The sequence below is a fragment of the Niallia circulans genome (assembly GCF_007273535.1).
GTDB classification, from domain to species: Bacteria; Bacillota; Bacilli; order Bacillales; family Cytobacillaceae; genus Niallia; species Niallia circulans_B.
Genome location: NZ_RIBP01000004.1, coordinates 3,341,452 through 3,355,524, shown reverse-complemented (window position 1 = coordinate 3,355,524; position 14,073 = coordinate 3,341,452). Strand labels below are relative to the sequence as shown.

The 14,073-nt window shown below is 39.8% G+C and carries 13 protein-coding genes; 10 read left to right on the top strand and 3 right to left on the bottom strand.

Going from position 1 to position 14,073, the window contains the following annotated elements; genetic code table 11:
* Positions 1-205: 205 nt before the first annotated feature.
* Positions 206-538, top strand: a complete 333-nt coding sequence (locus CEQ21_RS24630) for a YisL family protein (protein WP_185766823.1) — start codon at positions 206-208, stop codon at positions 536-538.
* Between the two features lie 84 nt (positions 539-622).
* Here the strand turns inward: CEQ21_RS24630 and CEQ21_RS24625 are convergent, their stop codons facing one another.
* Complete coding sequence (locus CEQ21_RS24625) at positions 623-1,324, bottom strand: YoaK family protein (protein WP_185766822.1); 702 nt, start codon at positions 1,322-1,324, stop codon at positions 623-625.
* 380 nt (positions 1,325-1,704) lie between these two features.
* Here CEQ21_RS24625 and CEQ21_RS24620 point away from each other — a divergent pair, with 380 nt between their 5' ends.
* The 4 genes from CEQ21_RS24620 (at position 1,705) to CEQ21_RS24605 (ending at position 5,471) form a co-directional block, all read left to right on the top strand.
* Positions 1,705-1,917 (top strand): hypothetical protein, encoded by a 213-nt coding sequence (locus tag CEQ21_RS24620; protein WP_185766821.1) that lies wholly within the window; start codon positions 1,705-1,707, stop codon positions 1,915-1,917.
* Positions 1,918-2,121: 204 nt separating this feature from the next.
* Positions 2,122-3,408, top strand: a complete 1,287-nt coding sequence (locus CEQ21_RS24615; RefSeq protein WP_185766820.1) for an MFS transporter — start codon at positions 2,122-2,124, stop codon at positions 3,406-3,408.
* Positions 3,409-3,570: 162 nt separating this feature from the next.
* Positions 3,571-4,350, top strand: coding sequence for a Cof-type HAD-IIB family hydrolase (locus CEQ21_RS24610; protein ID WP_185766819.1), 780 nt, complete (start codon positions 3,571-3,573; stop codon positions 4,348-4,350).
* An 83-nt stretch (positions 4,351-4,433) separates the two neighbouring features.
* Entirely contained in the window at positions 4,434-5,471 is a 1,038-nt protein-coding gene (locus tag CEQ21_RS24605) for a DUF3231 family protein (protein WP_185766818.1), read from the top strand.
* 39 nt (positions 5,472-5,510) lie between these two features.
* Here CEQ21_RS24605 and CEQ21_RS24600 read toward each other — a convergent pair whose 3' ends face one another.
* Positions 5,511-5,873: a group I truncated hemoglobin gene (locus tag CEQ21_RS24600; protein ID WP_185766817.1), complete on the bottom strand. Its 363-nt coding sequence runs from the start codon at positions 5,871-5,873 to the stop codon at positions 5,511-5,513.
* A 265-nt stretch (positions 5,874-6,138) separates the two neighbouring features.
* Here CEQ21_RS24600 and CEQ21_RS24595 point away from each other — a divergent pair, with 265 nt between their 5' ends.
* The 5 genes from CEQ21_RS24595 (at position 6,139) to mutL (ending at position 12,783) form a co-directional block, all read left to right on the top strand.
* On the top strand, positions 6,139-6,705 hold the full coding sequence (locus CEQ21_RS24595; RefSeq protein WP_185766816.1) for a histidine phosphatase family protein: 567 nt from the start codon (positions 6,139-6,141) through the stop codon (positions 6,703-6,705).
* A gap of 118 nt (positions 6,706-6,823) precedes the next feature.
* Entirely contained in the window at positions 6,824-7,270 is a 447-nt protein-coding gene (locus CEQ21_RS24590) for a GNAT family N-acetyltransferase (RefSeq protein WP_185766815.1), read from the top strand.
* Between the two features lie 257 nt (positions 7,271-7,527).
* Positions 7,528-8,076, top strand: a complete 549-nt coding sequence (locus CEQ21_RS24585) for an outer spore coat protein CotE (protein ID WP_127734284.1) — start codon at positions 7,528-7,530, stop codon at positions 8,074-8,076.
* Between the two features lie 168 nt (positions 8,077-8,244).
* Complete coding sequence (mutS, locus tag CEQ21_RS24580; protein ID WP_185766814.1) at positions 8,245-10,860, top strand: DNA mismatch repair protein MutS; 2,616 nt, start codon at positions 8,245-8,247, stop codon at positions 10,858-10,860.
* Positions 10,861-10,887: 27 nt separating this feature from the next.
* Entirely contained in the window at positions 10,888-12,783 is a 1,896-nt protein-coding gene (gene mutL, locus CEQ21_RS24575) for a DNA mismatch repair endonuclease MutL (RefSeq protein ID WP_185766813.1), read from the top strand.
* 51 nt (positions 12,784-12,834) lie between these two features.
* Here the strand turns inward: mutL and CEQ21_RS24570 are convergent, their stop codons facing one another.
* A complete protein-coding gene (locus CEQ21_RS24570) occupies positions 12,835-13,953 on the bottom strand; it encodes a site-specific integrase (RefSeq protein WP_235907332.1) in 1,119 nt (372 codons plus the stop codon).
* Positions 13,954-14,073 lie beyond the last annotated feature (120 nt).

Below are 14,073 nucleotides of genomic sequence, written 5' to 3'. Positions count from 1 at the left end.
AAAATTAAAATTTCAAGAGTTTCTGAGATGTTTCGTTACTCGGAAGATAGAAAAACGGCCATGTAAAAGTGGTTTAATGGTGGATTTGTAAGGTTTGAGTGCGGTTTCAGTCAAGCGAAACTTAGGTTTGTCGAAAATGATAGTTTTATTGGATATTTTTTTTTATTCTATGTTACTATTTTGAGAGGGAAAGGAGGGGGAAAGATTGGGACATATACATATAACAGCATGGGCGTTGGCTCTTATCCTGTTTGTCATTTCATTACTTTTGTATAAAGGTGGCAAGGAAAAGGGCAGTAAAATCGTGCATATGGTATTAAGACTTATGTATTTAGCCATTATTGGTACTGGTGTAACGATGCTAACATACACAGGTCTTGATGTTATGCACACATTGAAAACATTAGTAGGATTGTGGGTAATTGCCTCACTAGAGATGATTCTAATCCGTACAAAAAAAGGGAAGAAAACAATCGTTTTATGGATTCAGTTTGTCGTCGCTCTTATTATTGTACTATATTTAGGCTTTACGCTATAAGAGTAGGAACAAGACAAAGGAAAAGCCCGCGGTTTAACAGCTGCGGGCTTTTCCTTTTGCAAAGAATGCTTTATTTTTAGCTTGTTATTGCAGAGATGCTTTTCTATAGTAGCCTTTATCACGGTGATATAAAAGAATAGCAACAATAAGGATAGCTGCTGCAATCCAAATAGATGTTTTTCCAATATAGGTTGTCGAAAATGTTCCAAGCAAGGCACCAAATAAAAAGGATCCTATAATTACCCCGAAATCAATAAACTGCCGTTTTGCCTCTTTGTCATGACTGACAAAGGCAGCATATGCAGCTTGTGTGGCTGTCCTGAGATTACCAGTTGCAATGGTTGAATTATATGCCCATTTATCAATTTTATTAAATGTCGATATTTGCAATGAAGATACGAATGCAATGCTGACAGTAACAATCATATTTGGCACGCTCATTGGCAAAAAGCCGATAACTAACAGTACGAAAAATTCTAAAATGAGGATGGAGCGGCGATAGCTGTAGACGAGATGCCGTATATGCGGGATTTTCACAATTTCAGAAACAAGCACCCCTAATACGAATGCAACAAGAGGAGGAATGTACAAAAGTGCCCCTTTCCATTCACCGTTAGCTGCTTTAACAGCGAGCAGCACCATATTGCCTGTTTGGGCATTAGCAAACACACCATCTCTGCTGACAAAGGTGTAAGCATCAAGGAATCCCCCCACAATAGCTAGTAATAATCCCATATAAATCGAATTGGAGGAAAGGGAGGGGATGGTTTTTAATTTTTCATGCATGTCTGTTCTCCTTCTCCTTTTTCTAATAGTTGTAGCAATTAAAGGAATATGAATTGCAAAATATAGTTTACCATAATGATTGCCAGCTAACAGGCAAAAATCCAACAATTTTATGTACTTTTACCAAAAACATAAGGTTAGAATAGTCTGTTTTCTTCTATAAGACGAATGCAGGAATATGTGGACTTTATAAAGAATTTAATAATCGGAGGAAATTTCGTCGTTATATGGAGGGTGCTAGTTATGAATTGAAATCTTCCTTAATATAACAAAAGTAAATACATCGTCAATATGTTAGGAGGAAAAATGGAATTAACTGTTAAGAAAGAAAATCCGAATGGGGTGGAACCAAAACAGCTTATGATGAACTGTCAGAAGTATTGGCAGGAATCACGGGAAGCAGTGGTGCATCCTCCGTTTCGGTCGAAGATTTTCTGTCACCCTTATCTGTGTTTGCTGTTGCTCGCACTGCTAGTATTGTGGCAGTCGGCTGTGGCGAATTACGTCCTTATGCGCAGGAATCAGCAGAACTGAAAAGAATGTATGCGAAATATAGTAACGCTGGCATTGGATCAAGTATCCTATTGTTTTAGAGGAGAAAGCTGCAACTTTAGGCTTTACTTCCATTCTTGTAGAAACACGAAAGGTTAATCAAGCAGCCGTCACTTTTTATGAAAAACACGGTTATCAGCGTATCGCCAACTACGGCATCTATCAATCGAATAGTGAAGCGGTTTGCCTTGAAAAGACGCTGTTCGTAACACCAAATCCTGGATAAATATCGAAAGGGAATAATTATGGGGAATTTAAACAAACATAGCGGTGCAGATGCAATAGTGCAAAGCACGAAGAGTAATACGAAATGGAATCAATATTTGCTTATAAGCATTGTATTCGGAGGTTTTTTGATATTTGGATTTTCGGAAAATATTAAGGGACCTGCTATCCCGCTTATTCAGTCAGACTTCCTTGCGAGCCAGACACAAATTGGGCTGCTTTTGGCGTTAAACTCATTTGGTTATCTCCTAGCATGCTCCTACACCTCTTGGATGTCTGATAAAATAGGTGTTAAATGGACAGGAACATCCGCCTTTGTCATTATGGCATTGTCAGGTGTATTCATTTACTTATCAGCAGGATTTAAGACAGTTTCTGTTTCCTTTTTCATCTTGTACTTAGGCAATGGCATGCTTGAAATCGCTCTTGGAATTATGGCAGCCCGTATTTTCACAAGAAACACAGGTACAATGCTTAACATTTCCCATTTCTTTTATGGATTAAGTTCCACTGTTGCTCCAATATTTGCTGCATCTGTTATGGATTGGCAGGTAGGAACAGGAGCGCTTGGCTGGCGCGGTATGTACGTTCTTTTCTTAGCATTGTCCTTACTGCCAATTATCCCGTCGCTTTTTAGTAAGTTTCCGGCAGAAGAACACGAAGACGGAGAAACCGCTTCCTTTAAAGCACTGTTGAAAGATCGGGTTGCATGGCTAATTGTCGCTGTCCTTTCGTTAGGAGTTGTGTCAGAAATGGCGGTAGGAGGCTGGCTCATAAACTTTTTAGTGCAGGCATATGATTGGGATTTGAAGAAGGCGTCCAATATGCTGTCATTGTTTTTTCTATTCTTTATGTTTGCGAGGCTTTTGCTTGGGCCTATAACAGATAAAATCGGCTTTGCTTTATCAATCATGATATTTTCAGGCTTCTCAGGCATTTGTACGCTCTTGGCCATTCTAATTGGTGAAAAGGGTGCATTGTTATATGCTATATCTGGCATAGGTATTGCTATCGTTTATCCAACAATAATGGCGTTGCTTGCAAAACGTTATCCGAAAAAGACGGGTACAGCAATCACCTTTACTGTTACATTGATGGGAATCGCAAGCGTTATCGGCAACTTTTTGATAGGACTCATAATTGACGCTGCAAGAATTATCGCAAGTAAGTTTGGTGCTGCAGACAGTGCTGTTATTGGGTTGAAATTTGGTTATGGGTTCATCGGATTGCTTGCAATATTATGTTCCGTAACCTGCTATTTTTTGTATAAAGCATTAGAAAAAAATAAAAAATTAATTGGAGAGTAATTCGGTTACATATGATAAAGCATTTCATTATTGACCTGAAATGCGTTTCATAACATAAACTTAGTTCAAATGAGAGCTGTTAAAATAAAGGGCTTATTTTTATAAAGAAATAACAACTTGTTTGGCAGCAGGAAAATCAACTTATGGAAAGCAGGGAATGAAATGAAAGAGAAAAGTATTATTTTTTTTGATATAGATGGAACTTTACTAACACACGAAAAGCAACTTCCACAGTCTGCGAAAGAAGCTGTCTTTCAATTAAAGAAGAACGGCCATGAAGTAGCGATAGCAACAGGCAGAGCGCCATTCATGTATGAGGATTTGCGCAAGGAATTAGAGATTGATTCTTATGTCAGCTACAACGGACAATATGTTGTTTTCAAAGGAGAAGTCATTTATAAAAATCCATTAAATATTCTTGCGTTAGAAAGACTGGCAGAAACGGCGCTTCTTAATGACCATCCTATTGTATATATGGACCACGAGGATATGAAAGCAAATGTTGTGGAGCATGCTTTTATCCAAGAAAGCATCCAAACACTTAAAATCGGCCGCTTCCCAACACATGATCCGCTTTACTATAAAGACAGAGACCTCTTCCAGTCCCTTCTGTTCTGTCAAGAGGGTGAAGAGAAGCAGTATGAGCAAATTTTTGAGGATTTTGATTTTGTCAGATGGCATCCGTTGTCTGTCGACGTTCTTCCAAAGGGTGGATCAAAGGCAAGAGGCATAGCAAAAATGACCGAAAAGCTTGGCATTGCAAAAAGCAATCAATATGCATTTGGTGATGGCGAAAATGATATGGAAATGCTGACAGCTATCCATAATAGTGTGGCAATGGGCAATGCTGAGGACCATATTAAGGCTGCTGCAAAATATGTGACAAAGTCAGTGGAAGACGACGGCATCGTTCACGGTTTGCAAATGGTAGGTTTGCTTTAATTTTATTGTGCTAGATTATTCCATTGTATAAACTAAATCCTTCACGTTAAAAATAAGCAAAATGATTCGTGGAGGAAAATGCCTTGAATACAATCAAACCGATTAAAATAGGCGCACATAAATCCAGTTCTGGCGAAAGGCTAACATCAACCGAAATGGCAAAGCTGTGGGCAACTTATATGGGAAACAGCATGTCCTTATGTATATTAAGGTATTATTTGCAGCATTGTGAGGATCAAGAAATTAAAGCACTCCTGCAGGATGCCATAAAATTGTCGACGGTATTTTTGGATACTACTAAAGGAATATTCGACAAAGAGAATATTCCTCATCCAATCGGCTTTACAGAAAAAGATGTCAATATAAATGCACCAAGATTATACGAGGATCAATTCTATGTTCACTATCTAAAGTATGCGGCAAAGGCCGGGTTGAGCATATATCAAATTGCAATCCCAATCGTCTATCGTAAGGATGTTAGGGAATTTTTCATTTATTGCATGGATGCAACGATTGCCCTGATTGAACAAATCAAATCCATCCAAATGAAAAAGGGCCTTATTATGAAGCCGCCGTATATCCCGATAGCAGAAAGACCGGAATTTGCAACTGAGACTTTTCTTAACGGCTTCATTGGGAAGATCAGACCGTTGCACGCAATGGAAATTGCCCATCTTTATGATAATATTGAAAACAATGTAACGAGTAAGGCACTCATTTTAGGCTTTAGCCAGGTGGCAAGGCAGGAAAAGGTGAAAAGCCTCTTTGTAAGAGGGAAAGAGTTGACGCATAGAAACCTAGAACGATATATGGACCATCTTCACAAGGAAAACCTGCCATCACCAGCATTTTTAGACCATCTTGTAACAACATCAACATTTGCGCCTTTTTCTGATAAATTAATGACCTTTCATAAAGTGGACATGTTTTCCATGAAAATCAGAGCATTTGGAAATTCGCTTGCTGTTAATGGCCGGCATGATATCGGTCTGATGTACTCAAAGTCCCTTATGAACATCATGATGTTCGTTACGAGCGGCGCCAAAATCATGATGGAAAATGGCTGGATGGAAGAACCGCCACATGCGGTTAATCGTGATGATTTGGCTAAACCTAAATAATAAAAACACACAAGAAGGAATGTTCCTTCTTGTGTGTTTTTATTTGTAAAGAATATCATCCTTTAATGTGCCGACCTTCTCTAAGGCAGTTTGGATATCCTGTTCACCAACACCTGCATGTGCAAGTGCTGCATGCAGGTGTTTAACGATCGCCTGAAAATGCTCCGGCTGGATATTCATTCCCTCATGCGCTTTTGCCATGGCTTTACCGGGATATTGCTTCGGCCCCCCTAATGCAAAACTAATAAATTTTGTTTGGTGGCTACGCTGTTTTTCCATATTTGTGTGCTCAAAAAAATGACTAACTGACTCATCCTTTAATACCAACTCATTGTAAAAATAATCAACTACCTTTGCAATCGCAGCTTCTCCGCCTACTTTGTCATAAAGTGTTTGTTCCACATAAATTCCTCCTTTTTCTACTAAGTATAGAATGAACAAATATTTCTATTTTTATCCTTTTATGTGGCATTTTATTGGAGGGATTAACAGGAGTTATGTAACGTTGTGACGAATTAAAGGAGACAATATTTTGGAGGGAAGGAAGGTGCAATGAATAAGACTGGTCTACTCTGCTTTGAAAAGCAGAGTAATGAATGATATTACGGGCTCTTGAAATTGTGAGCCATGTAGTTGCTGAATTTTAAAAGGAAAAGGGGAAAAGCAAATGGAATTAGGCTTAATAAGACATGGAAGCACGGCTTGGAATAAAGAGGGAAGAGCACAAGGAAGCTCAGATATTCCTTTAGACGAAGAAGGGCTTAAAGGCGCTAAGCTGCTTGCAGAACGACTTCGTCCAGGCAATTGGGGAATTATTTATTCAAGTGATTTAACACGAGCAAGGCAAACAGCCGAAATTATCTCAAACAAGCTGCAAATTAAATTAGTATTAGACGAACGATTACGTGAAACAAATGGCGGATTGATTGAAGGAACGACAGAAGCGGAAAGAATAGCAAGATGGGGAAGGAACTGGCGTGAGCAGGATTTAGGTATTGAAAGCAGCGCAAGTGTTAAAGCACGCACACAATCCTTTTTACAGGAGAAGATCGCACCCGTCGAACAAAACACCTTGATAGTCAGTCATGGTGCTCTGCTAAATGCCATCATACTTGAATTGACACCAAAAGCTGTGTACGAACAATCCCTTAAAAATACATCACTAACCTCATTAAAGTTAATTAACAGCAAATGGGAATGTAATCTTTATAATTGTACGAAACATTTAATTTAAATAACTTTGATTTTTGAATTGCTTCTATTTTTCGAAGTCCAAAAAACTTTTGGGCTTTATATCACGAGGTTCCTTTAAAATTAAAGTACATAAGTACTTGGAAAGGGAGAGCATGGAAATGAAAATACGCAAACTTTTAGGAGAAACTGCACCTATAAAGCTGCTTTTGTCAGCAGATCCTTCGCATGAGCATATAAATGATTACTTAAGAAGAGGGAATTGTTATGTTGCTGAGGATGATTCTAAATTACAAGGTGTATACGTGTTGCTGCCGACAAAACCAGGCACAGTAGAATTAGTAAATATTGCAGTGGAAGACACTCTGCAAAATAGAGGAATCGGGAAACTGCTTGTAAAGGATGCCACTCGCAGGGCAAGGCTTGAGGGATTTAAGAAAATTGAGGTTGGCACAGGCAATTCGAGCGTGGACCAGCTTGCCTTTTATCAAAAATGCGGTTTCCGTATTGTTGGGGTGGAATTTGATTTTTTTGCAGATTATGAAGACGAAATAATCGAAAACGGCATTAAGTGTAGAGATATGATTCGGTTAGCGCAAGTCCTGTAAGAAGGAGTGCCAGAAGCTGCTGCAAACAAATTGCCGGTTTATCAAGCAGGCTAAGATTAAAATCGTTCTTAATTGCCTTCAAGAAGAATTCATGTTGTTTGTCTAGAAAATCTCGCTAAGTTCGGCACATTTGCCCGTCATTTTCATACAATGAATTAGGCTTAAGCTTTAATTTGTATGCTTCAAAAATTATCGCACACTAGTCTCCTATCCCGCATAGGATGAAATGAAAATGAATGAGGAGGTTTCGCTCGAAAATGGGAGAATATAGAGAGATTATTACAAAGGCAGTCGTTGCGAAAGGACGTAAATTTACAAAATCCAACCATACGATCTGCCCAGACAACAGCCCTTCCAGCATTTTAGGGTGCTGGATCATCAACCATACGTACGAAGCGGAAAAGATTGGAAAGACAGTAGAGATTTGCGGCTACTACGATATCAACGTTTGGTATTCCTATAACGACAACACACAAACAGAAGTCGTGACAGAACGAGTTGAATATACAGATACCGTGAAATTGAAATACCGTGATCCTGATTGCCTTGATGATCACGATGTAATTGCACGAGTTCTTCAACAGCCAAACTGCATTGAAGCAGTCATTTCACCAAATGGCAACAAAATCATCGTCCATGTTGAAAGAGAATTCCTAGTGGAAGTTATCGGGGAAACAAAGATAGTTGTAGAAGTATTCCCTGAGCACAAAGAACACGATGGCGATGATGTATGGGGCTTGGATGTTGAGGATGAAGAGTTTGAGGATTTGAATCCTGATTTCCTTGTAGGATCTGAAGAAGAATAGAACTAGGAGTGACATCCTAGTTCTTATTTTTTCACATATAGGAGATGGTTTGCGGATGCCTGCAAACCATTTTTTTCTGGCAGAAGGAACCACCTGATACATACTGGTCCATTATGCTATAATGGTAGAATAATAAATTGAAAATGAGTTATGCTTTTGGAGGATTTTATGACGACGTATACGCCCATGATACAACAATACTTACAAGTAAAGGCAGATTATCAGGATGCCTTTTTATTTTTTCGTTTAGGCGATTTTTACGAAATGTTCTTTGATGATGCAATAAAAGCATCACAGGAATTAGAAATCACGCTAACGAGCAGAGAAGGCGGGGGAAGTGAACGAATTCCGATGTGCGGTGTTCCCCACCATTCTGCGAAGAACTATATTGAGCAGCTTGTTGAGCGCGGCTACAAGGTGGCAATCTGTGAACAGACAGAGGACCCGAAGCAGGCAAAGGGAGTTGTCCGCAGAGAAGTCGTTCAGCTGATTACCCCTGGAACGATGATGGAAGGAAGAAACCTTTCCGATAAGGAAAATAACTATATTGCTACAATTACCATATTGGGTAACAACTCATATGGATTTGCCTATAGTGACCTATCTACAGGAGAATGCAAAGCAACGAAAACGCTCGGGTTTGAATCCACTTTGAATGAACTGTCTTTATCAGGAGCTAAAGAGGTGATCATTAGCCCTGATTTCCCGGAAGAGAGCAAAAAGCGTCTGCAGGAGCGGACAGCATTGACTGTTTCCTATGAAAAGGACGCGCAAGGGCTAGAGCAATATGCAGCCTTGTTAGCAGATGTGCTCGATGAAGAGCTGCGCCTTGTTATAGGAAGATTGTTTGCTTACCTTTACAGAACGCAAAAAAGAAATCTTGATCATTTACAGCCTGTTGCTGTTTATGTCATTGATGACTTTATGAAAATCGATTATTTCTCGAAACGAAATTTAGAGCTGACGGAGACGATTCGCTCAAAAGGGAAAAAAGGCTCTTTACTGTGGCTGTTAGATGAAACAAAAACAGCAATGGGAGGCAGGCTATTAAAGCAATGGATCGACCGTCCTCTGTTAAACAAGGAGAAAATTGCTGAAAGGCAAAATATGGTTGAGACGATGATAAGCCATTATTTTGAAAGAATGGATCTTCGTGAAAAGCTGAAGGAAGTGTATGACCTCGAAAGACTTGCTGGTCGTGTTGCTTTCGGTAACGTCAATGCCCGTGATCTTGTGCAATTAAAAAAATCACTGCAGCAAGTTCCAGCAATCCAAGAGCTAATAGCACAGCTTGGAACAGATGAGGCAAGCAGACTCGCACTCGAATTGGATCCGTGTGAAGAGGTGACAGACTTACTTGAAACTGCGATTGTGGAAAATCCGCCTTTGTCTGTTAAGGAAGGCAATATCATCTTAGACGGCTATAATGAAGAGCTGGACAGGTACCGTGATGCGAGCCGTAACGGAAAAACCTGGATTGCTCAGCTTGAGAGACAAGAACGGGAAAAAACAGGCATAAAATCGCTGAAAATTGGCTATAACCGTATATTTGGCTACTATATTGAAGTAACAAGAGCAAATGTTCATTTACTTGAGGAAGGCCAATATGAACGGAAGCAAACATTAGCGAATGCTGAACGCTATATTACGCCTGAGTTGAAGGAGAAGGAAAGCCTTATTCTGCAGGCAGAAGAAAAAATCGTCGAGTTAGAATATGATATTTTCACCATCATTCGCGAAACGGTTAAAGACTTTATTCCAAGACTGCAGATTCTAGCCAAAACAGTCAGTGCGCTTGATGTGCTTCAGTGCTTTGCAACGGTTAGTGAGGAGCGCCGTTATGTTAAACCAGCCTTTTCGTCTGAAAGGATACTTTCTATCCAAAATGGACGCCATCCTGTAGTGGAAAAGGTCATGAACTCTCAAAGCTATGTTGCCAATGGCTGTTTAATGGACAGAGATAGAGAGCTGCTGCTTATAACTGGTCCAAATATGTCCGGTAAAAGTACGTATATGAGGCAGGTCGCACTAACTAGCATCCTTGCTCAAATCGGCTGCTATGTGCCGGCAGAGGAAGCAACTTTGCCAATTTTCGACCAGGTCTTTACAAGAATCGGTGCGGCAGATGATTTGATTTCTGGACAAAGCACCTTTATGGTAGAGATGCTGGAGGCACGAAATGCCCTTCTTCATGCGACAAAGGACAGTCTTATCTTGTTTGATGAAATTGGAAGAGGGACAAGCACATATGATGGAATGGCCCTTGCTCAGGCAATTATTGAGCATATCCATGACATTGTTGGCGCGAAAACATTATTCTCCACCCACTATCACGAGCTGACTGTTTTAGATGAAGAGCTTGGCCGCCTTAAAAACGTCCATGTCAGCGCAATGGAGCAAAACGGCAAGGTTGTATTCCTTCATAAAATTAAAGAAGGCGCGGCAGACAAAAGTTACGGAATTCATGTTGCGCAATTGGCAGAGCTGCCTAAAGAACTGATTGACAGAGCACAAGAGCTGCTTACATCCCTTGAGCAAAAAGAGGAACACAAGCACGTGGCCAAGCAGAGAGCAATAGTGAAGGAGAACGCACCGATTGTCGAGGTGGAGTCAGATGCCCAGCTGTCGTTCTTTGATGAAGGTAAAACACCAGCGGCTAAGCCATTGGCAGGTAAGGAAAAACAAATTCTGCAAAAGATTAAATCAATCGACATTTTAGATATGACACCAATGCAAGCCTTAAATACGCTGTATGAGCTGCATAAAAAAATAAAAAATGACTAAGTGCAAATAAAAGAAGAGGTGAGGAAAATGGCAAAGATATTTCAACTGGATGACGCACTTTCCAATAAAATTGCTGCAGGAGAAGTAGTTGAAAGGCCAGCCTCTGTTGTTAAAGAATTAGTAGAAAACAGCATTGATGCGAAAAGCACAAATATCGAAATTTTTATTGAGGAAGCGGGACTGCAAAGCATACGTATTCTCGATAACGGTGCAGGAATTGACGAGGAGGATGTACTCACAGCCTTTTCTCGTCATGCGACAAGCAAGATTAAGGACGAAAATGATCTGTTTCGTATCCGCACACTAGGATTTAGAGGCGAGGCACTGCCAAGTATCGCCTCTGTCTCCCATGTGCAGCTGACTACATCAACTGGTGAAAAGGGAACAACGGTTGAACTTGAAGGCGGACACTTAAAGAAACACGAAAGCGCCCCGAGCCGAAAAGGAACAGAAATCACTGTGTCCAATTTGTTCTTTAATACACCTGCGCGGCTGAAATATATGAAGTCCATTCATACAGAGCTCGGCAATATAACGGACATTGTCAACAGGCTCGCATTATCACATCCTGAAATCAGCTTTCGACTCATCCATAATGACAGAAAGCTCCTTCATACGAACGGAAATGGCGATGTGAGACAGGTTTTAGCTAGTATTTATGGCTTAAATATCGCCAAAAAAATGATTCCAATCACAGGGAAATCATTGGACTTTACTTTAACAGGATTCATGGCATTGCCGGAAATCACAAGAGCCTCGCGCAATTATATCTCAACAATGATTAATGGCAGGTTCATAAAGAACTACTCGCTTGTTCGCAGTATTCAAGATGGCTACCACACATTGCTGCCAATCGGCAGGTTCCCGATCGTGCTCTTAAATGTGGAAATGGACCCGATGCTTGTCGATGTCAATGTTCACCCATCTAAAATGGAGGTTCGCTTCAGCAAGGAGCAGGAGTTAAATGAATTGGTGAGTGAAAGCATAAAAGCAGCTTTCAAGAAGAAGGAATTGATTCCGGCTGGCTTTATCCGCGAAAAAGCAAAAGCACCCAAGGATGAACAAACATTTCTATCCTTTGATCAAGTGAAAGAAGCCAGACAAGAGGTATCACAAACGGCACAGTCCTTTGCTTTCCCAGCATTTACGAAAGAGCCGCCGATATTTGACGACGTAGCTGTGCCTGCAGTGACAGAGGAGCCTGAAGTGTTTGTACGAAATGAGCCGGCTATTCAAATTTTCAATAGTCCGGATAATTACGCACAAATGCCAGGGCCAGAAGCAGAACAAAATGAGGAGACATGGGAAGAGGAAGTGCTCGAGGATGTAGCCGCAGAAAACCGTGTCCCGCCATTATACCCAATTGGGCAAATGCATGGCACGTATATCTTCGCGCAAAACGAAAGAGGTTTGTATATTATCGACCAGCATGCCGCCCAGGAACGAATTAAATATGAGTTTTACCGAGATAAGGTCGGCGAGGTTCATAACGAGCTTCAGGAGCTGCTAATTCCGTTAACGCTGGAATATTCATTAGACGAATGGATGAAAATCGAAGAAAACAAAGCAGAGCTCGAAAAGGTCGGCGTCTTCCTTGAACCATTCGGCCAACAAAGCTATCTCGTCCGCTCCCATCCACAATGGTTCCCAAAGGACGAAGAAACAGAAACAATCGAAGAAATGATCGAACAAGTCCTATCAATGAAAAAGGTCGACATCAAGCTGCTGCGTGAAGAAGCAGCCATCATGATGAGCTGTAAAGGGTCCATAAAAGCAAATCGCCACCTTCGCAATGACGAAATCGAAAGCTTGCTTGAAGAGCTGCGCCACACATCAGACCCATTTACATGCCCTCATGGCCGTCCGATTATTGTGCATTATTCTTCTTATGAGATGGAGAAGATGTTTAAGCGCGTGATGTAGCGGGGTTTTACGGGGGTGAATATTGATTTGCCCCCAATTTGCCCCCATATTTTAATCTTTAAGGTAGGATTCAAGTCGTAAAATACTTTCTTTTTCATGTTTTTTCGTAATATGTAGGTAGACATCTGTTGTAATATTTAAGGATGAGTGGCCAAGGCGGTCACTCACTATTTTTATATCGTTGCCACTCTCTAACATCATAATAGCATGGGTATGGCGCAATCCATGTGGGCTAATTTTCGGTAAATTTGCTTTATCTACAATTGTGCTAATTACTTTGTTAACTCCAAATGTTCCCATTGGAGTGCCATTCCACGTTGTTATGACATAATTAGTTTGCACGTAATTAATACCATGTTTTTCTTTATTCTTTTCCTGCCAAGTTTGATACTCCTTGATTTCTTCCACTAAGGTATTATCGATTGAAATGGTTCTATAACTAGAGGGAGTTTTAGGCTCCTTAACCCCATAGTTACTCCTTGATTTAGTGATGCTAATTGTTTTTTCTTTCAAATTTACATCTTCCCATAATAGCCCTAATAATTCACCTTTCCTAATACCAGTTCTTAAAAGAAGGGAGGCAATTAGATAATGATGATTAGGGCAATTTTTTGCTGTTATTAAAAAACGACTAACTTCATCTCTAGTTAGATAGTTTCTCTTTTCAATACTATGATCTTTTTGTATCTGGATATTCTGAAATTTATTAAACTGGATGTATTCTAACTCTACTGCCTTATTAATAGCTGTACAAAAGATTGAATGTATAGTTTGTACTGTCTTTTTAGCATACCTTTCACTTAATTGATTAATGAATTTCTGATATTCTACTCTTTTTAACTGGTTCAGCTGGTAGAATCCTATTTCAGGGATAATTGATTTGTTAATATAATTTTTTCTTGCTATAAGAGTACTTTCATGGCACATTCCGCCATAGATTTTTAACCATTCTTCAAGCCAATCTTTCACACTAAATTCATTTTTTTTTAGAATAGGGTTATTACCTAGGAAAATTTCTTGCTCTATTTGAGCAGCAACAATTTGGGCTTCTTTTTTTGTTTTGAAACCAGCTTTAACTTTTTCTTTTCTTTTTCCAGTTTGTGGATCAGTAAATCTTATTCTGTATTCCCATGTGGAACCACGTTTTCTGAAACTAGCCAATTTTTTCACCACCTTGAATAATTGATAAGTAAAATGCTAAAGAGTCTCGCGGAACATATGAATAGAGAAATTGGTACTTTATTATAATAAGAACAAATGTTCTGTTTGTAAAGTAAAAAAAAGCCCTAG

What these genes read in the sequence shown, in the direction of transcription:
- CEQ21_RS24625 (WP_185766822.1), bottom strand. Translation starts at nt 1,324, where the DNA reads ATGCATGAAAAATTAAAAACCATCCCCTCCCTTTCCTCCAATTCGATT.
- CEQ21_RS24615 (WP_185766820.1), top strand. Translation starts at nt 2,122, where the DNA reads ATGGGGAATTTAAACAAACATAGCGGTGCAGATGCAATAGTGCAAAGC.
- CEQ21_RS24610 (WP_185766819.1), top strand. Translation starts at nt 3,571, where the DNA reads ATGAAAGAGAAAAGTATTATTTTTTTTGATATAGATGGAACTTTACTA.
- CEQ21_RS24595 (WP_185766816.1), top strand. Translation starts at nt 6,139, where the DNA reads ATGGAATTAGGCTTAATAAGACATGGAAGCACGGCTTGGAATAAAGAG.
- CEQ21_RS24590 (WP_185766815.1), top strand. Translation starts at nt 6,824, where the DNA reads ATGAAAATACGCAAACTTTTAGGAGAAACTGCACCTATAAAGCTGCTT.
- CEQ21_RS24585 (WP_127734284.1), top strand. Translation starts at nt 7,528, where the DNA reads ATGGGAGAATATAGAGAGATTATTACAAAGGCAGTCGTTGCGAAAGGA.
- mutS (WP_185766814.1), top strand. Translation starts at nt 8,245, where the DNA reads ATGACGACGTATACGCCCATGATACAACAATACTTACAAGTAAAGGCA.
- mutL (WP_185766813.1), top strand. Translation starts at nt 10,888, where the DNA reads ATGGCAAAGATATTTCAACTGGATGACGCACTTTCCAATAAAATTGCT.